This window comes from Pseudophaeobacter flagellatus, from assembly GCF_021228235.1.
Lineage (GTDB): Bacteria > Pseudomonadota > Alphaproteobacteria > Rhodobacterales > Rhodobacteraceae > Pseudophaeobacter > Pseudophaeobacter flagellatus.
In genome coordinates this window covers 76106-99544 of record NZ_JAJQRG010000009.1, presented here as the reverse complement: position 1 = coordinate 99544, position 23439 = coordinate 76106, and the positions used below count along the sequence as shown (strand labels likewise).

Here is a 23439-nt window from a genome sequence, read left to right as displayed (position 1 = left end):
CCCCGCGCCCTGCCGCGCTTCGCCCTTTGGCTCCGCCTTGGAGCAGACACCCGTAGACCTCCGGAGGCCCTGACATGAGCGCCGCACCTGAACATGCACCGACAATGGCCCAGGCCACCCTGGCCGACCGGATCGGCCCCTATATGCCCGTGCTCTTGGTGCCACTGCTCGCACTGGCGGGCTTCTTGGCGATCATGAACCCCGCAAGCTGGCTGACCTTGACCGTTTCAGGCCTGGCGATGGGCATGATGATTTTCATCATGGCCTCGGGTCTGACATTGGTCTTTGGCTTGATGGATGTGATCAATTTTGGCCATGGGGCCTTTGTCTCGGTCGGCGCCTTTGTCGGCATCACCGTGCTGATGGCCCTGGGGCAGATGACCGCTGCGCCCTCGCTCCTGCTCAACCTTGGTGCCGTACTCTTGGCGGTTATCGGTGCCATTCTGGCCACCGGAGCCATGGGCTGGGCCTTTGAAAAGGTCATTGTCGCGCCTGTCTACGGCCATCATCTGAAACAGATCCTTGTGACCATGGGCGGGCTGATCGTGGTGGAACAACTGATCATCGTGCTCTGGGGGCCGGAAGAGATCTACTTCAACCGTCCCGAAGCCCTGAAAGGCGCCGTGACCTTTGCCGGGGCTGCAATCGAGAAATACCGCCTGGTGGCCGTTGCGGTTGGCCTTGCAGTCTTTGCCGCGATGCGCTGGGTGCTGCGACGCACCAAAATTGGGCTGATCGTGCGCGCCGGTGTTGAAAACGGCGAAATGGTCGAGGCGCTCGGCTATCGGCTCAAGCTGGTCTTTGTCGGCGTCTTCATCGCCGGCTCTGCCCTCGCAGGCCTTGGTGGGGTGATGTGGGCTCTCTATCAAGAGGTCATCACCGCCCATATGGGCAACCACGCCATGATCCTGATCTTTATCGTGGTGATCATTGGTGGGCTCGGCTCGGTTGAGGGCTGTTTCATTGGTGCCCTGCTGGTGGGGCTGCTGCAAAACTACATCGCCTTTATTGAACCCAAGGCGGCGCTGATTTCCAATATTGCCCTGATGGTCACCATCCTGATGTGGCGCCCTATGGGTATGATTCCGGTGGTAAAAGCAAAATGATCCGCTCTCTTCTATCTGGCGATATGCCGCGTTCCCTGCCGCTGGCCCTGATCTTGGGCGGCATTCTGGCCTGCCTCGCCCTGGCACCGTTCCTGTTTCCCGGTGTGCGCACCGTCGATACCGCCGCGCGGATCTGCATCTTTATCGTGCTGGTGGCCAGCTATGACCTGCTTTTGGGCTATGGCGGCATCGTCAGCTTTGCCCATACCATGTTCTTTGGCATCGGCGCCTACGGCGTGGCGCTAACCTCTATCCATCTGGGGCGCGGCTTTGATGCCATCGCCATCGGCGCCCTGGCCGGCGCCGGGTTTGCCGCAGCTCTGGCGCTGCTGATTGGGCTGTTCTCGCTCAGGGTGCGGGCGATCTTCTTTGCCATGATCACCCTGGCCGTGGCCTCGGCCGTGGCAGTGCTTGTGAGCCAACTCTCGGGCCTCACCGGCGGCGAAGACGGGCTGACCTTCAAGACACCGCGCGAACTGGGTCCTGCCTTCAAATTTGGCAAGGAAACGTTTGGTGGTGTACTGTTTGGCGTCAAGCTGAACGGCAAGCTCTTGGCCTATTACTTTGTCTTTATCGGCGCGCTGGTGTTGTTTCTAACCCTGCTGCGGGTGGTGAACTCCCCCTTTGGGCGGGTGCTGCAAGCGATCCGCGAAAACGATTTCCGCGCTGAATCCATTGGCTATCGGGTGGTCTACTACCGGGTGGCCGCCACCTGCCTCTCGGCCTCTGTCGCGGCCCTGGCCGGGTCGCTCTATGCGGTTTGGCTGCGCTATGTCGGCCCCGATACCGTCCTGTCGATGGAGCTGATGATCGACATCCTCTTGATGGTGGTAATTGGTGGCATGGGCACGCTCTATGGCGCGATAATCGGGGCCACGCTCTTTGTGCTGGCACAGAACTACCTGCAAAATCTGATGGGCGCCGCCTCAGAGCTGGTCCAAGACCTGCCCCTGCTGCCAGAATTGCTCAGCGCTGATCGCTGGCTGTTGTGGCTTGGGGTGCTGTTTATACTTAGCGTCTATTTCTTCCCGACCGGGGTCGTGGGGCGGCTGCGCGAAAAACGCTAGGGTCAGCCCCCGGGTCAAGGGCCGCAGATGCGGCCGCGCAGGGCGCGGTTTACCCTTGACGCGCCCCCCTTTCAAAACTTGAAACAGGCGCATCAGGGCAGGCCTGCCCCTGATGGCCTTCTCAGCAGATCTCTTTTCTGTGCCCGCAACCGTCGCCCGGCGGCGCGGTATCCCGTAACCCAGATCATCCAGAACAGCGCCGCGACAGCGGCCCACGACACCAAAAACAGCGCCGCGACAGCGGCGCTGGGCCCAACGAAAATCCAGGGATCTTTGATCCATTGTATTTTGGGCGGGAGCCCGCTGCCGCAAGATCCACATCAGGGCAAAACCGGATGACAGGATCCAATGGCAGGGGGCCAGACAATATCGCCGTCCGGTTCAGCTTGCCTGCACTGCCACCGCTCTCTGCGAAACAAAGGCGCAGACCAACAGCTGGCTCATGTGGTAGATCATCAGCGGCAACACAATCGCCCCGACCTGGTCGGCGGCAAACAGAGCGGCAGCAATCGGCAAACCCGAGGCGAGGCTCTTGGTCGAGCCACAATAAAACAGCACCGCCTCATCGGGGTAATCCAGCCCAAAGAGCCTACCTGCGCCGATCATCAAGACCATGACAATCGCTAGGAAAACCAGCACCACAAGCCCCAGCAGAATAAGGCTCATCACTGGGATCTGCAGCCACAGCCCCGAGGTCGTCCCGGCGCTGAACGCCGAATAGACAATCAGCAGGATCGAACCGCGATCGACGATCATGGTCAGCAGCCTGTGTCTCTGCACAAAACCGCCAACCCAGGGGCGCAGCAGCTGGCCAATCGCAAAGGGCAGCAGAATTTGGGTGCCGATCTTGATCACTGCATCAAAACTGACCCCGCCGTCGCCCTGATGCAGCAGCAGCGCCACCAGTGCCGGGGTCAGCAGCACCCCGATAATATTGGACAGCGATGCGGCGCAGATCGCCGCTGGCACATTGCCACCCGCAATGGAGGTAAAGGCAATCGAGGACTGCACCGTCGAGGGCAGAACCGCCAGGAACAGCAGCCCCAGGGTGATCGTCGGGCCAAGCAGCGGTGCAAAAATCGCTGCCAGTGCCAGGCCAATCAGCGGGAACATGACGTAGGTCGCGCCAAAGGTCAGCCCCTGCAACCGCCAGTTCAGCAAGCCGGCGCGCACCGCACCCGGGTCAAGCTTTGCCCCGTAGAGAAAGAACAGCAGCGCAACAGCCCAGAAGGTCACCTGCTTTAACCCCTGCGCCGCCACGCCCTGCGCGGGCAGCAGCAGGCCCAGACAGACAGTGGCGATCAGCAGCAGCATATAGGTGTCGATGCCGATACGTTTGAGAAAGTTCATCTCGGTTCCTGCTCTTGTTCTCTTTGGCGCGTCGGCCAGATCCATATATTGCAGGGCCGTGACACTGACGCCACGGCCCTACCGGATTTCGTCTGAGATGTCACCAGCGGGGTCAGAACCCTGCAGCCTGGCCATCCTTGCGCGGATCCGAACCGGCGGCAAAACCGCCCTGTGGCAGCCGGTGCACCAGCTGCGCACCGCCAAAGCCAAAGGCATTGTCGGGTGCCTCGATCTGCACCCGATGGCCAAGCGCCTTCAGCCCGTCCAGCAGCGCGGGCGTCATGCTTGGCTCACAGGCCACATCCAGTCCTTCGATCATCCGCCAGCGCGGAGCGTCGGCAGCGGTCTGCACGTCCTGGCCCCACAGCTCGGTGCGTAGCAGCAGCTGCATGTGACCCTGCGCCTGGATCGGCCCGCCCATCATGCCAAAGGCCATCAGCGGCGCGCCATTCTTCATCACAAAGCCTGGAATGATCGTGTGGAACGGCCGCTTGCCGCCTGCAACGCGGTTGGGATGCCCCGCTTCTGTGGTGAAGCCAAAGCCGCGGTTCTGCATAGAGACGCCGGTGCCCGGCACCACCACCCCCGATCCAAAACCCGCATAGTTGGACTGAATGAAACTGACCATCATGCCCGACTCATCAGCCGTGTTGAGCAGAACCGTGCCACCGCGTTTTGGCGCACCGGGGCCAAAATCCTGCGCCCTATCTTCCGAGATCAGCGCGGCGCGAGATTTCAGGTACTCGGGGTCCAGCAAAGCCATCTCGTCCACGTCAGTCATGTGATCGCGATCCGCGACAAAGGCATGCAGGTCGGCATAGGCCAGCTTGATCGCCTCGATCTGCAGGTGCACAGCCATCAGATCGTCCGGACCATGATCGCGGATAGAGCTGTGCTGCAGCATGCCCAGCGCCATGAGCGCAGCAATACCCTGACCATTCGGCGGGATCTCGTGCAATTCAACCTCATCAAAGGCCTGGCTGACCGTACCGCACCACTCGGGCGCATGGTCGGCCAGATCCTGCATCGTCATCGCACCGCCATTGGCCTGCGAAAAGGCGATAATCTCCTCGGCGATTTCACCCTCGTAGAAGGCCCGCCCCTTGGTGTCGGCGATGGCCCGCAGGGTGCGCGCCGCGCCGGGATTGCAGAACCGCTCGCCCGCTTTCGGGGGGCAGCCACCGGGCATGAAGGTCGCGGCAAAACCGGGCTGTTCGCCCAGGGTTTCAGCCCCTTTGGCCCAAAGCGCTGCAATCACCGGCGAGACGATGAAACCCTCTTCGGCGTAGCGGATCGCGGGGGCCAGAACGGTGGCCAGCCCCAGCTTGCCAAAGCGTTCTGACAGCCCAACCCAGGCGCTAACCGCGCCGGGAACTGTCACCGCGTCCCAGCCATGCGCCGGTATTCCCTCTGGAAAACGCTCGGGTGTCCAGGCGGCAGGCGCCCGGCCCGAGGCATTGAGCCCATGCAGCTGCTTGCCATCCCAAAGGATGCAAAAGGCATCCGAGCCAAGCCCGTTGCCCGTGGGTTCAACCACGGTCAGCGCGGCGGCGGTGGCAATTGCGGCATCCACCGCATTGCCGCCCTGTTGCAGGATGGCCAGCCCGGCCTGGGTGGCCAGCGGCTGCGAGGTCGCCACGACGTTATCGGCAAGAACCGGCGAGCGGCGCGACGGGTAGATGGAATTATGACGCAGATGCATCTGTGCTCCTCCCAGAGGGTTTACGGTGTTTGAGATGGCCGCGAATTGCCCAGGCAATCGAGATCACGGCAAGCATAAGAAAGATAAGGCTGACTGGCCGTGTCAGGAACAGCGTCGGATCCGCGTCGGTCATCAGTGCCCGGCGCAGATTGGTCTCGGCGATGGGGCCAAGGATCACCCCCAGCACCAAGGGTGCCAACGAATAGCCCAGCGCGCGCAGCGTGTAGCCAGCAACCCCGACAAAGCCCAGCAGGTAGAGATCGCTTACCCGGTTGTTCAGGGCAAAAGAGCCCACAACACAGCAGACCATCACCACCGGTACGATCAGCCATTTTGGCACCTCGGCAACCCGCAGGAACAGACGCATCGACAGCACCGAGACAATCAGCATCATCAGCGAGGCGACCGCCATGGCGATGAACATACCGTAGACGAGGTCAGCGTGATCCATAATCAGCCGCGGGCCGACGGAAATGCCATGCACCATCAGCGCGGCCATCAGGATCGCATCCACTGCAGAGCCTGGAATGCCCAGCCCGATCAGCGGGATCAGCCCGCCGCCAGCAGTGGCGGAATTGCCGGCCTCCGAGGCGACAACTCCATCAGGGTTGCCCTTGCCAAAGCTTTCCGGGTCTTTCGAATTCCGCTTGGCCTGATCATAGGCAACCAGATTGGCGATCGAGCCCCCCGCCCCCGGCAGCGCGCCGATCAGCACACCCACGACGGAAGAGCGGATAAGGTTCACCGGGCGCATCAGCACCTCTTTCATCACCTGCCAGGTCTGGAAGTCGATGGCACCGGTCACCAGCGCATTACCGGACCGGACGGATTTCGGATCCTCCACCTCGGAGGTCAGCTGCGAGATCGCAAAGATGCCGATCAGCACCACCAGGAAGGGCAGGCCTGCCTGCAGCATCTCTATGCCAAAGTCAAAACGCGGGCGGCCCATGATAGGGTCGGTGCCGACAGTCGAAATGCCAAGCCCGATAAGCCCGGCCAGCATCCCCCGGATCACGCTGTCGCCCACCAGAGAGGCAACAATGGTCAGCGCAAAAACGATCAGCGAGAAATATTCCCAGGGGCCGAGCTTTACCGCGAACATCGCCAGTGGCGGTGCCGCGACGATCAGCACCAGCGTCGAGATCACCGTGCCAAAGAATGAGGCCCAGATCCCCAGCGACAGCGCCCGGCCCGGCTCCCCCCTGCGGGCCATCGGAAAGGCATCAAAAGTGGTGGCGACCGAAGATGGCGTGCCCGGAATGCCCAACAGCGCCGCCGAGATCAGCCCGCCAGTGTAGCCGCCAACATAGACCGACAGCATTACTGCGATCCCCTGCAGCGGTTCCATGGTGAAAGTCAGGGGCAGAGTCAGCACAATGGCCATGGTGACGGTAAAGCCGGGAATAGCCGCAGCGATGATGCCCGCGATAGAGCCCGCAAACATGTAGATCAGCGTGGCAAGCGTGAAAATCTGCACCAGGCCGGAAAGAAAGCTGTCCATATCAAAACACCCCGCGCGGCAGGAAGACAGTGAAACCCTCGGCAAACAGCCAGTTCAGCCCGAAGGAAAAGACAGCCGCCACGATCACCGCAACCAGCAGCGTCGCGGCGCGACGTGGCATCAGGACCAGCTCAAGCCCAAGAATAAAGAGGAAACTCGCGATTGAAAAACCCAGCACCGGGATCAGCACCAGATAGACAGCCAGCGCGCCCAGCGTAACAAAGACAAGATAGCGACGCCCGGCCCAGGCCAGCGTCTGCCGTGCAAAGCGCCCATAGGCACCTGCGGGAATTTTCCGCAGCGCCTCGACGATGGCGATAAGGGCCACCAGCGCGATACCGGCAAAGACGATCTTGGGAAAGGCGCCAGCACCAAGCTGTTCAAAACGCGAGATGGGAATCGCATTGGCCGAGACAAACAGCCCAGCCGAGGCGAGGAGGGTCAGCACATAGCTCAGGAGGCGGGCAATCTCGCCTGCCTCCCCAGCCTGCTGCTTGTCATAGCCGGCATCGCTCATGGCGCAAGAACCTCGGCCAGCGATTTCACTGTCTCGTCCAGCTTTGTCAGATAGATGCGATAGGCCTCCTGGCCACGGAACATCACCGATGAGCCCGCATTGTTGGTCTGCGCGATATAGGCCTCATCTTTAGACAGCGCTTCGAGTGCGGCTTCCATCTTGTCGCGGGCCTGCTGCGGCGCCCCCTTTGGCATCACGATGCCACGGGTCACCAACAGATTGAGATCGGCGCCAAGCTCGACAAAGGTTGGCACCTCGGGCGCCTCTTGCACGCGCTCGGGGGTGCCGACAGCAAGAAACTGCAGGTCGCCATTGTCGACAAACTGCTTTGACGAGGCGATATCGCCCATGGCCGCATCAAGGTTGCCGCCGACAAGGGCACGGATGCGCTCTCCGGTGCCTTCGTAGCCAACATATTGGAACTGCAGCCCATAGGCCTGCTCGATCATCGCTGCATGCAAATGCGGCAGACCGCCCAAAGTCACGCCCATGGTGATCGCACCGGGGTTTGCTTTGGCATAGGCAAGGAATTCCGCGAAATCCGTATAGTCTTCGGTGGGGTGCACCACCAGATACTGCGGCGAGGCAGTCATCAGCGCGATCGGTTCGAAATCATCCCAGGAAAGATCGGTGATGCCGGCCTCGGTGGCAACAAGAAGACCCTCGTGCACCTGACTGACGGTATAGCCATCTGCGGCGCGGCGCGAGGCCTCGCGCAGGCCAATGGTGCCACCAACGCCAGGCATGTTGATGATCGGCATCTCAGTGCCCAGGTGGTCGGCGATATTGCCGGAAACCAGGCGCATCAGCGTGTCAGAGCCACCGCCCGGCGACCAGGGCACGATGAATTCAACCGGGCGCTCGGGGTAATCCTGCGCGCTGGCCGGAGCAGCAACCAGAGTGGCGGCGGCAAGAAGGGCGGCAAGGCCCGTACGGAGTTTCATGGGGAGGCTCCCTGTGTTTCGGCCAGCGGTTCATCCGCCGACGGTGTGTTGTCCGACAGGGTTAACACAAGTCATACGCTCACAAAGCGCGTAATTCTTGCCATTATATTCAGAATTACTTAAGTTACGGGGATGGACACACGTCAGCTTGAAACCCTTCTCGCCATCGAACAGCATGGCGGTTTTGCTGCGGCAGCGCAGGCAATCAACATCACCGCCTCGGCGGTCAGCCAGCAGGTTTCTGCGCTTGAGGTCGAGCTAGATGCCGAATTATTCGACCGGTCACGCCGACCGCCGGTGCTGACCGCCAAGGGTGCAGAGCTGTTGCGCGCCGCCCGGCAGATTCTGCGCATCGTTACCGAAACCAAATCCTCGGTCACCGGTGGTCATGTCAGCGGCACGCTTGCATTTGGCACGCTGCGAACCGGGGCCAACTCGCTGGTGCCCAATGCGCTGGCCACCCTGCAGGGGCGATACCCCGAACTCAATTTCCGCCTGCGTATCGGCATGTCCGAAGAGTTGATGACCGAAGTGGTCTCGGGACAGCTTGATGCTGCGCTGGTCTCCGAACACGTGGCGGTGCCGCCGAGCCTGCGCTGGACCGAGGTGCTCAATGAGCCGCTGGTGGTGATTACCCCGCCTGGCGTCGGCGGCATGACGATCCACGAGTTGCTCCGCGACGTGCCCTATATCCGCTATCGCCCGCAGGTGCCGCTGGCACGCCAGATCGACACTGAAATCGCCCAGATTGGCATCGTGCCGCGACAGGTGGTGTCAGTCAACACGATGACAGTGGTGGTGGGCTGCGTACGGGCCGGGATCGGCTTTGCCATCATCCCCTATGTCGTGTTGCAGGATTCGATCACTGCCGCGCTCGACTGGTTCCCCTTTGGCACGCCACCGGCCCATCGCCGACTGGGCGTCGTCAGACGCCCCACCACCAGCCGGGACGAAGTGCTGTCAGAATTGATCGCCGCCCTTATCCAGCATGGGCAACCGCGCGACCATTGTGACTGACAAATCCGCCGACCCTATCAAGGCCGCCACCCCGCCTAGACCGCATCGCCCCCTACCTAACAAACCTGCCTAACAAAATATGGCGCTACACATACAAAAACGGCGCCATTCTGGCACCGTTTTGAACCTCATTGACTGCAGCCTAGCCCCGGCACGGCCAATGGAACACACTAGAGAGAGAGTAGGAGGAAACGTGGTTTAGTGCTGAACCGGCTTTGCAGCAGCCACCGGGCGTGTCGGGGCCTTGCGCACCGGGCGCACCCGCTTGAAGCGCTGTTCCAGATCTTTGTAGGGAAACCCCAGAAACCCGCAGGTGCAGATCTTTACATGGCTCTGCGCATCAAAGAGGTGCATATGTCCCTTGGTGCGTTTCATATAAAAGCCCTTGGCCTGTAGCCCGCTGCGCAGTTCAGACCAGGTCGTGGCGTCTTGGAAGTGCGGCGTCAGCAGGATGCGCAGCTGGATTGCCATTTCGGTGTCCATGCGATCCTGGTCACTGGCGCTGGACCAAGCGGTCTGCTGCATGGCTGCATCACCGGTTGTATACGTTTCGCGTTCAAAATCTTTCGAGTACATGGCTTACGTCCCCTTTTATATCCCACCCTTAGGATATTGGGTTTTGTGGCCAGATTTGGGCACCCCTGCAAAAGAATGAGGGCCACCTCATCCGAAGCGGCCCTCCTATCCAAAAGTACAAAGATCTTTAGCCTTTTTTGAGCACTTCACGGCCCAAAAGCTCGGCAATCTGAACCGCATTCAGCGCGGCACCCTTGCGCAGGTTGTCGCTGACACACCAGAGGTTCAAGCCGTTGTCGATGGTGGAATCCTGGCGTATGCGACTGATAAACGTGGCAAAATCGCCAACGCATTCGACCGGCGTCACATAGCCACCGTCTTCCCGCTTATCGATCACCATGACGCCGGGGGCCTCGCGCAGGATGTCGCGGGCCTCGTCTTCGTCAAGGAAATCCTCTGTTTCAATATTGATCGATTCCGAATGGCCGACAAAGACAGGGACTCGCACACAGGTGGCTGTGACCTTGATAGAAGTGTCGATGATCTTCTTGGTTTCGGCGACCATTTTCCACTCTTCCTTGGTGGAGCCATCGTCGAGGAAGACGTCAATATGGGGAATCACATTGAAGGCGATCTGCTTGGGGTAAACCTTTGGCGGCACCTCTTTGGTCGGGTTGTAAATCGCCTTGGTCTGCTCCCACAGCTCGTCGATCGCCTCTTTGCCGGAGCCGGAGACCGACTGGTAGGTCGAGACCACAACGCGTTTGATCTTGGCACGGTCATGCAAAGGCTTCAGCGCCACAACCATCTGCGCGGTTGAACAGTTTGGGTTGGCGATGATGTTCTTCTTGGCATAGCCATGGATCGCCTCGGGGTTCACCTCTGGTACGATCAGCGGCACATCGGCGTCGTAGCGATAAAGCGACGAGTTATCGATCACCACGCAGCCCGCCTTGGCGGCCTTGGGGGCGTAGATCTTGGTCGCGTCAGAGCCCACGGCAAACAGCGCCATGTCCCAGCCGGTGAAATCAAAGGTGTCGAGATCCTGCGTCTTCAACGTCTTCTCGCCGAACGACACCTCGGTCCCCAGCGATTTACGGCTGGCCAGAACGGCAACCTCATCCGCAGGAAACTGGCGCTCTGCCAGGATGTTCAACATTTCGTGGCCCACATTGCCTGTGGCGCCAACGACGACGACGCGATAACCCATATTGTTTCTCCAGTATCACCCGGCCTTATGGCCGGCTGGGGTCTCTTATAGGCAAACGCCCTGTAAATAAAGGGCTGCTCACTCCATGCTGTCGCGGCTGAACAGATAAATTGCGCATCCCAGCAACAGGGCGATGGCAAAAAAGCCAAAAATTGCCAGATAGGGCGCTGCAGGGTCGGCGCCAATGGCCAGACTGGCGTGTATCCGCCCCGAGACAAACTGCATGATTCCCACGCCGCCGATGCCAAAAAAGTTGAGCAGCGTGACCCCGCGCCCCACCAGATGCGGCGGCACGAAGGCGCGGCCATGGGCGATGATCACCGGGAAAGAGCCGCCCAGAAACCCGACCAGCGCCAGCATCGCAACGGGAATCCAGACCGCAGCCCCGTCCACTGCAATCAGCGCCCCCAGTGCCAGAACCGCCAGCGCATTGCCGCCAAAAATCACCCATTTACGGCTGCCAAACATCCGGTCCAACGGCCCATAAACAAAGGTGCCCGCCACCATGGCGACACCCATGACCAGTGCCGCCAGCCCGATCTCTCCGGTATCCAGACCGTAAACATCGCTGAGATAGGGGCCAATCCACAGCCCCCGCAGCGCTCCAGAGGGTGCGTAACAGACAAACATCAGCGGGAAGATCGCCCAGAGAACCGGCATTTTAAGCAGATCCAGCACCGATCCCTTGTGGTCGCCTTCAGGTTTGGCCGGATCCTGAACCGTCAGGAAGATACCAGCAGCCACGAGCCAAGAGGCCAGCGCCAGCCCCCAAAGCGTCGCCCGCCAGCCAAGATGCTCTACCGCAAAGGCCGTCGGGTAAGAGGCCACCAGATTGCCGACCGATCCCATGCCCAGCATCAAGGCCGCCAAGGTGGCAAAGCGGGCCACTGGGTACTGGCGGGCAAAGATGTAATATGACGCCATCAACACAGGCGAGCAGCCAATCCCGATAAAGAACATCGCCATGCTGACATGAAAGGGGTTGCTTGCCAGCGCAAAGACCGCTGCACCGCCCGCGCCACCCAGAAACAACAACCACGCGGCCGTGCGCCTGGGGCCAATCTTGTCCAGCGCCCAGCCCACCGGCAGTTGCATGGCGGCAAAGGACAGGAACCACATGCCCGAGGCATCCGCCAAATCAGCAGGCGTGGCGCCAATGTCCTGCCCCAGGACCGTAGTCAGAACGCCAAGAAAGGCGCGGAAAAACTGGCTCAGCACATAGGCCAGGCACAACATGATCAATCCAGCCTGCATTTGCGGCGCTCCCTTTCTTGCGGTCAAGACACTGCGCCCCCTCACGGGATCTTGCGAGGGGCACAGAAGGTGGAGCTTGCATGTTTGGTGCACCGACACAATTGTTTATAGATCAGATGGTTCAGCCTATGTTGCTGACAAACAGCGCGGCCAGACCTTACGACAGGGGGCGGCCGCGACAAAGAGAGAGTGGCCCCATGACAAAACCCGACGGTTTTTATGACGCGCTCCCCCGGCAGCCACGCTTTGCCAATCTGGCCCGGCCCGCCGCCTTTACGCCGCTGCCGGATGATTGGCTGATCTGTTGCAGCGATATCGTCGATTCCACCGGTCTTATTGCGGCCGGCCGGTACAAGACCGTCAACATGATTGCTGCCGCGGTGATTGCGGCCCTGCAAAACGCCTTTGAAGGCGTCGCGTTTCCCTTTGTCTTTGGCGGTGATGGCACCTCGTTTGCGGTCCCAGCCGCGCAGGCGGATATAGCCCGGCGCACCCTCGTGCGCCTGCGCAATTGGGTCCAGCAAGAGTTTGGCATTACCCTGCGGGTGGCCGCCATTCCGCTGGCCGAGATCCGCGCCCAGGGGCTGGATGTCACCGTAGCCCGCCACGCTGTATCAGATCATGCGGATTACGCCATGTTTTCCGGCGGTGGCCTCGCCTGGGCCGAGGCCGAGATGAAACAGGGCCGCTTCATGCTGGCCGACAGTGCGGATCACACCCCGCCAAACCTGACCGGATTGTCCTGCCGCTGGAACACGATTCCAGCCCGCAACGGTTTGATCCTGTCGCTGGTGATGCTCCCTGGACCACAGGCCAGCCCGGCGCGCTTTGCCGATATCACCGCCGAGATCCTCGCCCTCACCGCCAAGCTGGCACGTGGGGGGCATCCCGTCCCGTTGGAAGGCCCCGGCATGAACCTGCTGCCCCCCGAGCTCACGCTTGAGGCCAAGCTAACCCATGGCAGCCGGTCGCTCTGGAGAAGTCGGCTTGCGCTATTGGGCTCAGCGCTGCTGGCGAGCCTGCTGTTTCGCCGCAATAGGCCCACCGGGCAGTTCGATCCCACCCACTATAAAGCAACGATGAGCGCCAATGCCGACTATCGCAAATTCGACGATGGGCTGAAGATGACCCTCGACTGCACGCCCGAGATCCGCGATCAGATCACCGCCATTCTACAACGCGCGCAGGCTGCGAAAGAGGTGCGCTTTGGCCTGCACAGCCAGCAAGAGGCCCGCCTGACCTGCATCGTGCCCTCGGCAAGCCGCGACGATCACGTGCATTTTGTCGATGGCAGCGCCGGTGGATATACCCGCGCCGCTAAAAATATGGGTAAAACTATAGGAAAATAGGCGCGTTTCTTGCCCGCCCGGCAGGAACGGGGGGCCGAAACAGCCCCCCCCCCTCCCCTCTGGCCAGGCGGCAAAGATCAGACTTTTTCGAAATGACCTGTCGCAGGGTCATAACATTCCAGCCCGCCTTCGCCGATGTCAGTCCACAGCCCGTGCAGGCTGAGACCGCCGCCTTTGACCGCTTCGTCGACAAAAGGAAAGCTCATCAGGTTTTCCAGCGAGGCCACAACCGCCTGGCGTTCAAACTGCCGGGCCTGGCGGTCATCATCTTCGATTTCCGCCACTAGTTGGAACTTGGGTTTGAGAATATCCATCCAGCGCCCGACAAAGCTCTCCTTGGCTTCCAGCATCGGCGCATGGCCTTTGCACATGTCGATACAGCCCTGCACTCCGCCACACTGCGAATGGCCCAAGACAATAAGATGCGATACTTTCAACACAGTTACAGCATATTCCACCGTCGCACTGGTGCCGTGGTGATCGCCATCGGGCGCATAGGGCGGCACCAGATTGGCGATATTGCGGTGGATAAAGAACTCTCCCTGGTCGGCCCCAAAGATAGAGGTCACGTGAACCCGACTGTCGCAACAGGAAATCACCATGGCGCGCGGCCGCTGGCCTTCCGTGGCCAGACGGCGATACCAGCCCTGGTTTTCCTCATAGGATGTGGCCTTCCAGCCATGATAACGCTTGACCAGATAACTGGGTAGAGGTTTGGCAAATTCCATAAGAAGCATCCCCTGGTGTGAGTGTTAGCCGGGTTATTATCCTGCATTGTTAGCAAATTCGAGCGATTTGAACAGGCGGGCGGAAACCTTTTGACAACCACTCGGCGTCAAATTGGCTGCGTGCCGTGGGGGTACATTAATTTTAGGGTGAATGTGGTGGCTAATATACTCACTGTCATGCAGGCAGAAAACGTAAAGCTGGACCCAGACAAACTGGGCATGCTTTATGCACAATTGGGCGAAGCAGGGGCCGAAGACGTCGTCTGCCGCGCCATCGAGGAACTCGCCGTGCGCCTGACGCATTGCGAACGCCTATGGCGACAAGACAACATGATTGATCTGCGCAAGAATGCACGGTCCTTGATTGCAATCGCGGATCAGATCGGCATGAGCGCAATGGCGTCGATTGCGCGCGATGTCACACTTGCGATTGATAGCAAAGATTCACCAGCGGTGGCGGCGATTCTGTTCCGCCTGTTGCGTGTCGGAGAGCGCTCTTTGACCGTGGTCTGGGATCAGCAGGATCTCTCGGTCTAAACAGCTCTGCGCTCCTGTGCAGCAGGCCAGGCCGCCAGGGTGACCAGATCGGTGCCGGGCGACCCTGACCTGTTGCGCTGCCTGGCCGCAATTCCGGGGCCCCAGTTGGGAAATCTATTTCGACAAATAACCGCCAGGGCTTGCAGGCAGCTGGGGGACAGATACTCTGACGGCTCTTGACGCCCAACCGGAGTATCCCCATGGCCCCTCGTTTTGCACCAGCCACTGCCGCTACCGTTCCGCTCTATCTGATTGCGCAGGATCAGCTGCAAGACTGGCTGGCGGATCAGCCAGAGACGCTGCAGACATGGGTCACGCAAAATGGCTTTACCGGCGCATATGGCCAGGCGCTCTTGGTGCCCGGCCTACTGGCACGGGGACCAGAGGGCGCAGATCCCGCCGTGACTGTGGCCTTGGCGGGCTACGGCACAGAGACACTGCGCGCGCGCAAACGATTCACCCTGGCCGCTGCCGCCGAAAAACTGCCCGCCGGCAGCTATCAGCTGATCCACGGCAGCGGGAAAACTGCCTTTCTGTCGCCGGATCAGTTGGCCGCTGAATGCCTTGGCTGGTTGCTGGCCCAATATCGCTTCACCCGCTACAAAGCCGCCGCCGAAATGGAGGCCGAGCTGGTCGCGCCCGAAGGTCTGGATGCCAGCGCCATCGAAAACCTGGCGGCGGCAGAGTTCCTGACCCGCGATCTGATCAACACCCCTGCCGCCGACATGGGGCCTGCCCAGCTGGAAGAGGCCGTCGAGGCTCTGGCCGCCGAGTTTGACGCCTCGGTCGGGGTGATCGCGGGCGATGATCTGCTAGAGGCCAATCTGCCGCTGATCCACAGCGTCGGACGCGCCGCCGAACAGGCACCGCGCCTGATTGACCTGCGCTGGGGCAGCAGCGGCCCAAGCCTGACACTGGTGGGCAAGGGGGTCTGCTTTGACACTGGCGGACTGAACCTCAAACCCGGCGCCAGCATGGGGCTGATGAAAAAGGACATGGGTGGCGCGGCCAATGTGTTGGGGCTGGCCCGGATGATCATGTCTGCCGGGATAAAGCTGCAACTGCGCGTCCTGATTCCCGCAGTCGAGAATTCTGTTGCTGGCAACGCCTTTCGCCCCGGCGATGTGCTAACCTCGCGCAGTGGGCTGACCGTTGAAATCAACAATACCGACGCCGAGGGCCGCCTGGTGCTAGCCGACGCGCTGACCCTGGCCGAGGAAGGTACCCCCGATCTGATCATATCCATGGCGACGCTGACCGGCGCGGCGCGGGTTGCCGTGGGGCCGGATCTGGCACCGTTTTACACCGATCAAGACAATGATGCCGGGGCCTTGGCCGCCACTGCGGCGCCGCAGGCGGATCCGGTCTGGCGGATGCCCTTTCATACCCCCTATGAGAGCATGATCGAACCCGCCATTGCCGATCTCGACAATGCGCCCTCGGGTGGGTTCGCCGGCTCAATCACCGCCGCCCTATTCCTGCGCCGCTTTGCCGCTGACAGCCGCTATATGCATTTTGACATCTACGGCTGGATGCCCAGCGCCGCCCCCGGCCGCCCCAAGGGCGGTATCGGCCAGGGCGGTCGGGCGCTGTTTGCCGCCCTGCCCGCCCTGCTGGACCTGTGATCGCAATGTCGGCCAACACCGCCCGTATTGCCCTGCCGGTTGTCGATCTCCTGCGTGCCCCCGCCGGCCCGCGAGAGCGCCAGCTGTTGTGCGGCGAGAGTGTCACGGTTTTGCAGCAAGACACGGACTGGGCCCAGGTGCAGGCGGCGAAAGATGGCTATACCGGTTTTCTGCCATGCTCTGCTCTGGCCCCCGCGCAGCAGGCCAGCCACTGGATCAGCGCCCCGGCCAGCCACGCCTATTCCCAAGCCGACTTCAAATCCCGCGACACAGCAGCACTGAGTTTTGCCAGCCAGCTTCGGGTTTCGGGGTTCGAGGGGCGGTTTGCCATCACCGATCAGGGCTTTGTGCCAAAGGCGCATCTGACGCCGCTTGGCCAGTATCTGAACGATCCGGTTGCGGTGGCCAAGAGCTTCCTTGGCACCCCCTATCTGTGGGGCGGCAACAGCCGCTTTGGCATTGATTGTTCTGGGCTGGTGCAGATGGCCTGCCTGGCCTGCGCCATCCCCAGCCCCGGCGACAGCACCCCACAAGAGCATGCCCTCGGCTACCTCTTGCCCGAGGGGAGTGCCTATCAGCGCGGCGATCTGTTGTTCTGGAAGGGGCATGTGGCCTGGGTCTATGATCCCGACACGCTGCTGCATGCCAATGTGCATGCCATGGCCGTGGCGCTGGAACCACTCCAGTCGGCAATCCAGCGCATTGCCGACCAGGGCGACGGCCCCGTCACCGCACATAAGCGAATGTTCTCCGCAGCTTAGGCTCTGGACCAGAGCTTCCAGCCGGGGGGCAGAGTCTATTTAACGGCGCGGATCAGCTTGCGTTCCAGCACCCGCAGCACTGCTTTCAAATCGCTGCCGCGTTTCAAAATCTGGCCGTCCATGCCCACCACCGCATATTGCCCCTGTCGATTGCGCAGCTTGGGCTGTTTTTCAATCCGGTACAGCGGATGTTCGGCGGTGCGGCGAAAAATCGAAAAAACGGCCAGTTCGCGCAGGCAGGAAATGCCATAGTCACGCCATTCTCCGGCAGCAACCATACGGCCATAGAGCGACAGGATCACCGACATCTCGCGCCGATCAAAGGCCACCTGTTGCGGGATCACAGCCCCCTGAGAGGGCGGATTTTTCTCTATGCTCATACCCAAGATTCACCGCAACGGCCGCATAAATCAAGAGCTTTCGCACCAGGCCTGATCCCCCTTGCGCCAAGCCGCGCGGTTTTTGCTGCCGCATGCCCTCAGGGCTGCAATATTTAACCCGGAAATAACCCTGCTGTCGGAAACTCTGCCAGCAGGCCCGGTGGCAGCACAGCACAGTGCGGCCCAATGGGGCGCAGGCAAGGGCCCGCCCCCGCGCCGATCACTTACTCTGGTCAAGACCTCGTCTTTAACCACGCACCCAATAGGGAGAGACCACGATGACTGCCCCTTTACCGCGCCCGATAGGCGCTAACAGGCTGGCCCTTCACAGGCTGGCGCTCCGGCCTATCGGGGGGCTCGTCTCTGCCCTGGCGCTTTGCCTGCTGATGCTTGCGGCCGATCTGAACGCAGGCAGCGCTATCATCACCGACAAGCACGTCCGCGACCGCCTGACCCTGATGCAGGGCCAGAAAGCCGCCCTGACCACCCTCGGCGATATGATCGCCGGACGCCGCACCTTTAGCCCCGCCCAGGCCAGAGCTGCCCGGCGATCCCTGATCAGCAGCACCCGCAAGATCACCAAGCGGTTCAAGAAACAGCGGATGGAGCCGAATTCGCACGCGCGCCCCGAAATCTGGAGCCGTTGGCAGGATTTCACGCAGCGCGCCGAGACCGCCCAGATAGCGGCAAAACAACTTAACGTCGGTTCTTTGAACGGACTGCGCCGCAGTATTCCTGCGATGATGCAGGCCTGCCATAGCTGCCACCAATCCTATCGCCGGACCCCAAATCAGGCGGTGACACACTAAAGCGTTTCGCGTTGCAGCCGGATCGCCCAACACGGCCTGAAACAAATATTTCAACGTGTTAGGATATGAATGATGTCGCAAGTCAAAGGCGGTAATCAGGTGTTACGCGCCCCATAGCGGGCCAGAAAGGTATCAATGGCCCCCTCGATCACCCGGCTGCACTCTGCCTCAGAAAAGCTCGTGTCGATCTTGAACAGTAACCGTGGCACCAGATCGGCGCGGCACAGCTCGGCGAATTGATCCGCTGCTAGGTCAAAATCCTCAATCTCCAGCTCACCTTTGGCAGTGGCGCTACGCAGGTAATCGCGAATTTTCCCCCGCACGAGCATCGGGCCACTTTCATAGAACTGCCGCCCCAGATCGGGAAAGCGGTCGGCCTCGGCCACGCAGATGCGGAACATCCTCAGGCCAAAATCCGACAGGCTGACCGAGAGGATATGCCCGGCAGCGAGGCGCAAGATCTCGCGCGCAGGGCGACTGCAGGCTGCCAGATCCATCGGCGCATCCGCCTGGCGGGCGCATTCACTGCGCGCCACCTCCATGAACAACAACCGCTTGTCGGGGAAATAATTGTACAGCGTCGCCTTGGACACTCCCGCCACGCGGGCGATGTCATCGACGCTGGCCCCCTCAAATCCATCCGCCAGGAACACCTCACGCGCGCCTTGCAGCACCTGATCAAATTTGCGTCCCGTTCGCAGGATACTAGCGTGTTCGTTCATGGCTGACCTCAAGGCGCTGGCAGGAATACCCCTATTCTAGACGACAGCGGTGCGGGTCAACAACTCTTCCGTCGCGATTGCCTTCAAACCAAGCAGACCAGTTAGGGCGCGCTTTCCACTTTGCCTTTGCAGGCAAATCCGCTACCACTTCGAAAATGATCGATATTTTCCTCAGAACCCTCCCCTTCTTTGCGATTATTGGCTTGGGATACTGGGCTGGGCGCACGCGGTTTTTTAGTGAAGAAGCCACCGCCTATCTGACCAAATTCGTCTTTTTCTTCCCCCTGTCGGCGATGATTTTCCGCTTTTCCGCCAATCTGTCTTTTGGCGAGATTTTTGAGCTGGATCTGGTACTGGCCTATTTGGCGGGCACCATGGCGGTCTATCTGATTGTCACCCTTGTCGCCATGCTGCGGGGGCTGGATATGCCAACCACCGCCGTAGAAGCGCAATGCGCCGCGATTGGCAATGTCGGCTTCCTTGGGTTGCCAATGATGTCGATGCTGTTCGGAGAGGCCTCGGTCGGACCGATGATGGTGGTTCTCAGCATTGATCTTGTAGTGTTTTCCTCGCTGATCGTGATTTTGATCAACATCGGTCAACGCAAGGCGCAAAGCGGTATCCAGATGGACGATCCGGCCAGCGGTCTTGGGCTGGCGACGCTGAAACTGGTATTGCTGGGGCTGCTGCGCAACCCGATGATCCTGGCGATCTGCGCCGGGCTGGCATGGTCTGCCGCTGAAATCCCGATCCCGGTGCCGATGAATGACTTTCTGTCGATCCTTGGCGGTGCGGCCACCCCCGGAGCGCTGTTTGCGATAGGCGCTTCGCTGGCGTCGAAATCGGCGGAACGGATGCAGATTGCTGCCTGGATCAGCTTTGCCAAGCTGGTGCTGCACCCTCTTTGTGTTGCGATCTGCGTGCTCTACCTCTTTCCGGTTGCCAGCTTTGCCGCCACCGTTGCCATTGCCGCTGCCTCCCTGCCGGTGGCGGGCAATGTCTATATGCTGGCGCAGCACTATGGAGTTGCACCGCATCGGGCCTCGGCGGCGATCTTGATTTCAACCATCGCCTCTATTGTGACCGTTCCCATGGTCATTGCTTGGGTTTCACTGTCCTAGCGCCGTTTTGCGGTCAGACTTCAAGATTTTGTAACGCAAATGGCGCAAAAACAGGCGCAGCCGCCGCGGCTGCACTGGACCCGCGCGTCCGCGACAGGTAGCGATAAGGCAACCAAAACACAGGAGCCCGCCATGGAAACCCTTTCGCAAAACAAGGCCTTTGGGGGCCAGCAGGGCGTCTATCGCCACAACAGCAGCGCCACCAACTGCGAGATGACCTTTGGCCTATTTCTGCCCGAAGAGGCCCGCGATGGACCGGTGCCAATCCTGTGGTATCTTTCCGGGCTGACCTGCACCCATGAAAACGCCATGACCAAAGCCGGGGCACAGGCCTGGTGCGCCGAACAGGGCATCGCCATCATCTTTCCCGACACCAGCCCGCGTGGCGAAGGCGTCGCCGATGACGACGCCTATGATCTGGGCCAGGGGGCGGGCTTTTATGTCAATGCCACTCAGGATCCCTGGGCCGCGCATTATCAAATGTGGGACTATATCGCCGAAGAGCTGCCCGCCGTTCTGGCGGAAAACTTTGCCATTGATCTGAACCGCCAGGCCATCACCGGCCACTCCATGGGCGGCCATGGTGCCCTGACCCTGGCGATGGGTCTGCCGGGGCGCTTTCGCTCGGTTTCCGCCTTTGCGCCGATCTGCAACCCAACGGGGGCCGATTGGGGCCGCAAGCAGCTCAGCGCCTATCTGGGCAGCGATGAGACCACCTGGGCCAAACATGACGCCACACTGATGATGCGCGACACCGGCTTTGACGGCCCCGTGCTGATAGATACCGGCACCAGCGATCAATTCATCGACCTGCTGCGCCCTGAGGCCCTGGCAGCGGCCCTCGCCGAACAGCGTCAAGAGGCCACCCTGCGCCTGCAACCTGGCTATGACCACAGCTATTTCTTTGTTTCCAGCTTCATGGAAGATCATGTCACCTTCCACGCCGAAGCCCTGTATCGGGATTGACCTATGACAGATATGCCCAAGACTGAATTCGACTACGACCTGGTGATCATCGGCTCTGGCCCTGCGGGGCGCACCGCAGCTATTCAGGCCGGCAAACTGAAACGCCGGGTGCTTGTGGTGGATCGCAAAGATCGGCTGGGCGGGGTCTCGGTGCATACCGGTACCATCCCCTCCAAAACTCTGCGCGAAACCGTGCTGAATCTGTCGGGCTGGCGCGAACGCAGCTTTTACGGGCGCTCCTACCGGGTCAAGGATGAGATCCAGGCCGACGACCTGAAGGCGCGGCTGCATATGACCCTAGACCACGAAGTCGATGTGCTGGAGCACCAGTTTAACCGCAACCACATCGAAACCCTTTACGGGATGGCCAAATTTATCGCGCCGCATGAAATCGAAGTGGCAACAGAAGCAGGCGACAGCACCCGCGTCACCGCGCGTAAATTCCTGATTGCCACTGGCAGCCGCACCTATCGCCCCGACACCGTACCCTTTAACGGCACCACAGTAGTGGATGGCGACGAATTCCTCGAAATGGGGCAGATCCCACGCTCGCTGGTGGTGGTGGGCGCCGGGGTGATCGGTGTTGAATATGCCACCATGTTTTCAGCGCTGGATGTGCGCGTCACCCTGATCGAGCCACGCGATACATTTCTCGATTTCATCGACAGCACCCTGATCCAAGACTTCACCCATCAGATCCGCGAAAACGGCGTTGATCTGCGGCTTGGCTCTGCCATCGAACACATCGAAGACGCGGGCGGCCACGTCGAGGTCACACTGGAAAACGGCCGCCATGTCCGCGGCGAAATGCTGCTGTTCGCAGCCGGGCGCATGGGCAATACCGACCGGCTGAACCTTGCCGCTGTCGGGCTTGAAACCGACCACCGCGGTCGGCTTGAGGTGGACCGCAAAAGCTATCAGACATCGGTGCCGCATATCTATGCCAGCGGTGATGTGATCGGCCACCCCTCGCTGGCCTCGACCTCGCTGCAGCAGGGACGCGTTGCCGCCTGCCACGCGATGGAGGTGCCGACGGTACCCGAAAGCCCCTGGTATCCCTATGGCATCTATTCGGTGCCGGAAATGTCCACCTGCGGCATGTCCGAGGAAGAACTGAATGAACGCGGCGTCCCCTATGAGGTTGGCATCGCACGGTTCCGCGAAACCTCACGCGGGCATATCATGGGGCTGGAACATGGCATGCTGAAGATGCTGATCAGCCTGAAAACACGCCGCCTGCTCGGGGTGCAGATCGTCGGCGAAGGCGCGACCGAACTGATCCATATCGGCCAGGCGGTGATGAACCTGAAAGGCACGGTGGACTATTTTGTCCAGAACACCTTCAACTATCCCACCCTTGCCGAGGCCTATAAGATCGCCGGTCTGGACGCCTTTAACCGGATGCCAATCCCCAAAGAGTTCAAGGTCCGGCGCCCCATAGAACCCCCTGCCCAAACGTCAGCGAAGTCATCGGCCAAGACAACCGTCAATACCAAGGAGAAATCCTCGGGGGACGCGGGCGGCTCGCAGGCCAACACTTGAGCGTGCTATATATCGACGCGGATGCCTGCCCTGTCAAAGAAGAGGCCGAGCGGGTCGCCAGCCGCCACAAGATCAAGATGTATGTGGTCTCCAACGGCGGCCTGCGCCCCTCGCGCAATCCGCTGGTGGAAAACATCATCGTCGCCGATGGGGCGGATGTGGCCGACATGTGGATTGCCGAACGCTGCGGCGCGGGCGATGTGGTGGTCACCGGGGATATTCCGCTGGCCGCCAAATGCATCGAGGCAGGTGCCCAGGTACTGCGCCACAATGGCGAACGCTTTACCCCGGCCAATATCGGCCAACAACTGGCGATGCGCGACCTGATGGCAGACCTGCGCGCCGCCAACCCGCTGGGCGCTGGCGGCTCTGGCAAGGGGTTCACCAAGGCGGATCGCTCGCATTTTCTCGACGCGCTTGAACGCGAGATCCGCGCGGCCAAAGCCGCCAGCTAACCTGCTGCCCCGCCCTGCCCTACCCTACCCTACCCTGGCAGATCGCGGGTCAAGGAGGGCCGCAAGGCCCCCGCATCAGCGGCTTGTCCTTGAGGCGGGATCGGCCAGACATAGGCTCGGTATGGCGCGTTTGAGGGCAGTTCTTCCCCTCAAACCGCTTCTCAGAAAATCCACCGTTTTGCCGCCCTACTCTCTGTCACCGCTTTTGTCCTGATTTCTGCCACCGCCCCATTGCCCCGGCGCAATTTTTGCGCGATGCA

General features: G+C 60.8%; 23 protein-coding genes. 12 read left to right on the top strand and 11 right to left on the bottom strand.

Features of this window, described 5'->3' with window-relative positions; all coding sequences use genetic code 11:
- Positions 1-74 precede the first annotated feature (74 nt).
- The gene (locus tag LRK71_RS16075; protein WP_232404893.1) at positions 75-1106 is read left to right on the top strand and encodes a branched-chain amino acid ABC transporter permease; all 1032 of its coding nucleotides are present in this window, start codon (positions 75-77) and stop codon (positions 1104-1106) included.
- Positions 1103-2173: a branched-chain amino acid ABC transporter permease gene (locus LRK71_RS16070; protein ID WP_232404892.1), complete on the top strand. Its 1071-nt coding sequence runs from the start codon at positions 1103-1105 to the stop codon at positions 2171-2173. Before LRK71_RS16075 ends, LRK71_RS16070 begins: the two co-directional genes overlap by 4 nt.
- Before the next feature lie 381 nt (positions 2174-2554).
- Here LRK71_RS16070 and LRK71_RS16065 read toward each other — a convergent pair whose 3' ends face one another.
- The 5 genes from LRK71_RS16065 to LRK71_RS16045 form a co-directional block, all read right to left on the bottom strand.
- Positions 2555-3523, bottom strand: a complete 969-nt coding sequence (locus LRK71_RS16065; RefSeq protein WP_232404891.1) for a bile acid:sodium symporter family protein — start codon at positions 3521-3523, stop codon at positions 2555-2557.
- Positions 3524-3635: 112 nt separating this feature from the next.
- Positions 3636-5225, bottom strand: coding sequence for a gamma-glutamyltransferase family protein (locus LRK71_RS16060; protein WP_232404889.1), 1590 nt, complete (start codon positions 5223-5225; stop codon positions 3636-3638).
- Positions 5209-6726: a tripartite tricarboxylate transporter permease gene (locus LRK71_RS16055; RefSeq protein ID WP_232404888.1), complete on the bottom strand. Its 1518-nt coding sequence runs from the start codon at positions 6724-6726 to the stop codon at positions 5209-5211. Before LRK71_RS16055 ends, LRK71_RS16060 begins: the two co-directional genes overlap by 17 nt.
- A gap of 1 nt (position 6727) precedes the next feature.
- The gene (locus LRK71_RS16050; RefSeq protein WP_232404887.1) at positions 6728-7243 is read right to left on the bottom strand and encodes a tripartite tricarboxylate transporter TctB family protein; all 516 of its coding nucleotides are present in this window, start codon (positions 7241-7243) and stop codon (positions 6728-6730) included.
- Positions 7240-8187 (bottom strand): tripartite tricarboxylate transporter substrate binding protein, encoded by a 948-nt coding sequence (locus tag LRK71_RS16045; protein ID WP_232404886.1) that lies wholly within the window; start codon positions 8185-8187, stop codon positions 7240-7242. The genes LRK71_RS16050 and LRK71_RS16045 overlap by 4 nt, the downstream gene beginning before the upstream one ends.
- 132 nt (positions 8188-8319) lie before the next feature.
- Between LRK71_RS16045 and LRK71_RS16040 the strand changes: the two genes are divergently transcribed.
- Positions 8320-9204: a LysR family transcriptional regulator gene (locus LRK71_RS16040; protein WP_232404884.1), complete on the top strand. Its 885-nt coding sequence runs from the start codon at positions 8320-8322 to the stop codon at positions 9202-9204.
- 198 nt (positions 9205-9402) lie between these two features.
- Here LRK71_RS16040 and LRK71_RS16035 read toward each other — a convergent pair whose 3' ends face one another.
- The 3 genes from LRK71_RS16035 to LRK71_RS16025 all read right to left on the bottom strand — a co-directional run bounded on the left by LRK71_RS16035 (position 9403) and on the right by LRK71_RS16025 (position 12184).
- Entirely contained in the window at positions 9403-9780 is a 378-nt protein-coding gene (locus LRK71_RS16035; RefSeq protein ID WP_232404882.1) for an aspartate-semialdehyde dehydrogenase, read from the bottom strand.
- A 127-nt stretch (positions 9781-9907) separates the two neighbouring features.
- Complete coding sequence (locus tag LRK71_RS16030; protein WP_232404881.1) at positions 9908-10930, bottom strand: aspartate-semialdehyde dehydrogenase; 1023 nt, start codon at positions 10928-10930, stop codon at positions 9908-9910.
- A gap of 78 nt (positions 10931-11008) precedes the next feature.
- On the bottom strand, positions 11009-12184 hold the full coding sequence (locus tag LRK71_RS16025) for an MFS transporter (RefSeq protein ID WP_232404874.1): 1176 nt from the start codon (positions 12182-12184) through the stop codon (positions 11009-11011).
- A gap of 197 nt (positions 12185-12381) precedes the next feature.
- On the opposite strand from LRK71_RS16025, the gene LRK71_RS16020 reads away from it, so the two are divergent.
- Positions 12382-13533 carry a DUF3095 domain-containing protein gene (locus LRK71_RS16020; RefSeq protein ID WP_232404873.1) on the top strand — a complete coding sequence of 384 codons (1152 nt, stop codon included), beginning with the start codon at positions 12382-12384 and terminating at the stop codon, positions 13531-13533.
- Between the two features lie 77 nt (positions 13534-13610).
- On the opposite strand, the gene LRK71_RS16015 is transcribed toward LRK71_RS16020, so the two are convergent.
- Complete coding sequence (locus tag LRK71_RS16015; RefSeq protein WP_232404871.1) at positions 13611-14261, bottom strand: carbonic anhydrase; 651 nt, start codon at positions 14259-14261, stop codon at positions 13611-13613.
- A 177-nt stretch (positions 14262-14438) separates the two neighbouring features.
- Here LRK71_RS16015 and LRK71_RS16010 point away from each other — a divergent pair, with 177 nt between their 5' ends.
- From LRK71_RS16010 to LRK71_RS16000, 3 genes are all read left to right on the top strand, one after another.
- Positions 14439-14798, top strand: a complete 360-nt coding sequence (locus LRK71_RS16010) for a hypothetical protein (RefSeq protein WP_232405057.1) — start codon at positions 14439-14441, stop codon at positions 14796-14798.
- Between the two features lie 200 nt (positions 14799-14998).
- On the top strand, positions 14999-16423 hold the full coding sequence (locus LRK71_RS16005; protein WP_232404869.1) for a leucyl aminopeptidase family protein: 1425 nt from the start codon (positions 14999-15001) through the stop codon (positions 16421-16423).
- Between the two features lie 5 nt (positions 16424-16428).
- The gene (locus LRK71_RS16000; RefSeq protein ID WP_232404868.1) at positions 16429-17184 is read left to right on the top strand and encodes a C40 family peptidase; all 756 of its coding nucleotides are present in this window, start codon (positions 16429-16431) and stop codon (positions 17182-17184) included.
- A 35-nt stretch (positions 17185-17219) separates the two neighbouring features.
- Here the strand turns inward: LRK71_RS16000 and LRK71_RS15995 are convergent, their stop codons facing one another.
- Positions 17220-17564 carry a DUF2794 domain-containing protein gene (locus LRK71_RS15995; RefSeq protein WP_232404867.1) on the bottom strand — a complete coding sequence of 115 codons (345 nt, stop codon included), beginning with the start codon at positions 17562-17564 and terminating at the stop codon, positions 17220-17222.
- A gap of 278 nt (positions 17565-17842) precedes the next feature.
- On the opposite strand from LRK71_RS15995, the gene LRK71_RS15990 reads away from it, so the two are divergent.
- On the top strand, positions 17843-18373 hold the full coding sequence (locus tag LRK71_RS15990) for a c-type cytochrome (RefSeq protein ID WP_232404865.1): 531 nt from the start codon (positions 17843-17845) through the stop codon (positions 18371-18373).
- 95 nt (positions 18374-18468) lie between these two features.
- Here LRK71_RS15990 and LRK71_RS15985 read toward each other — a convergent pair whose 3' ends face one another.
- Entirely contained in the window at positions 18469-19095 is a 627-nt protein-coding gene (locus LRK71_RS15985) for a TetR/AcrR family transcriptional regulator (protein ID WP_232404864.1), read from the bottom strand.
- A 155-nt stretch (positions 19096-19250) separates the two neighbouring features.
- On the opposite strand from LRK71_RS15985, the gene LRK71_RS15980 reads away from it, so the two are divergent.
- The 4 genes from LRK71_RS15980 to LRK71_RS15965 all read left to right on the top strand — a co-directional run bounded on the left by LRK71_RS15980 (position 19251) and on the right by LRK71_RS15965 (position 23179).
- Positions 19251-20216, top strand: coding sequence for an AEC family transporter (locus tag LRK71_RS15980; RefSeq protein WP_232404863.1), 966 nt, complete (start codon positions 19251-19253; stop codon positions 20214-20216).
- Between the two features lie 132 nt (positions 20217-20348).
- On the top strand, positions 20349-21182 hold the full coding sequence (gene fghA, locus LRK71_RS15975; protein ID WP_232404862.1) for an S-formylglutathione hydrolase: 834 nt from the start codon (positions 20349-20351) through the stop codon (positions 21180-21182).
- A 3-nt stretch (positions 21183-21185) separates the two neighbouring features.
- Positions 21186-22724 carry a Si-specific NAD(P)(+) transhydrogenase gene (gene sthA / locus LRK71_RS15970; RefSeq protein WP_232404861.1) on the top strand — a complete coding sequence of 513 codons (1539 nt, stop codon included), beginning with the start codon at positions 21186-21188 and terminating at the stop codon, positions 22722-22724.
- On the top strand, positions 22721-23179 hold the full coding sequence (locus LRK71_RS15965; RefSeq protein WP_232404859.1) for a YaiI/YqxD family protein: 459 nt from the start codon (positions 22721-22723) through the stop codon (positions 23177-23179). Before sthA ends, LRK71_RS15965 begins: the two co-directional genes overlap by 4 nt.
- Positions 23180-23439: the final 260 nt, after the last annotated feature.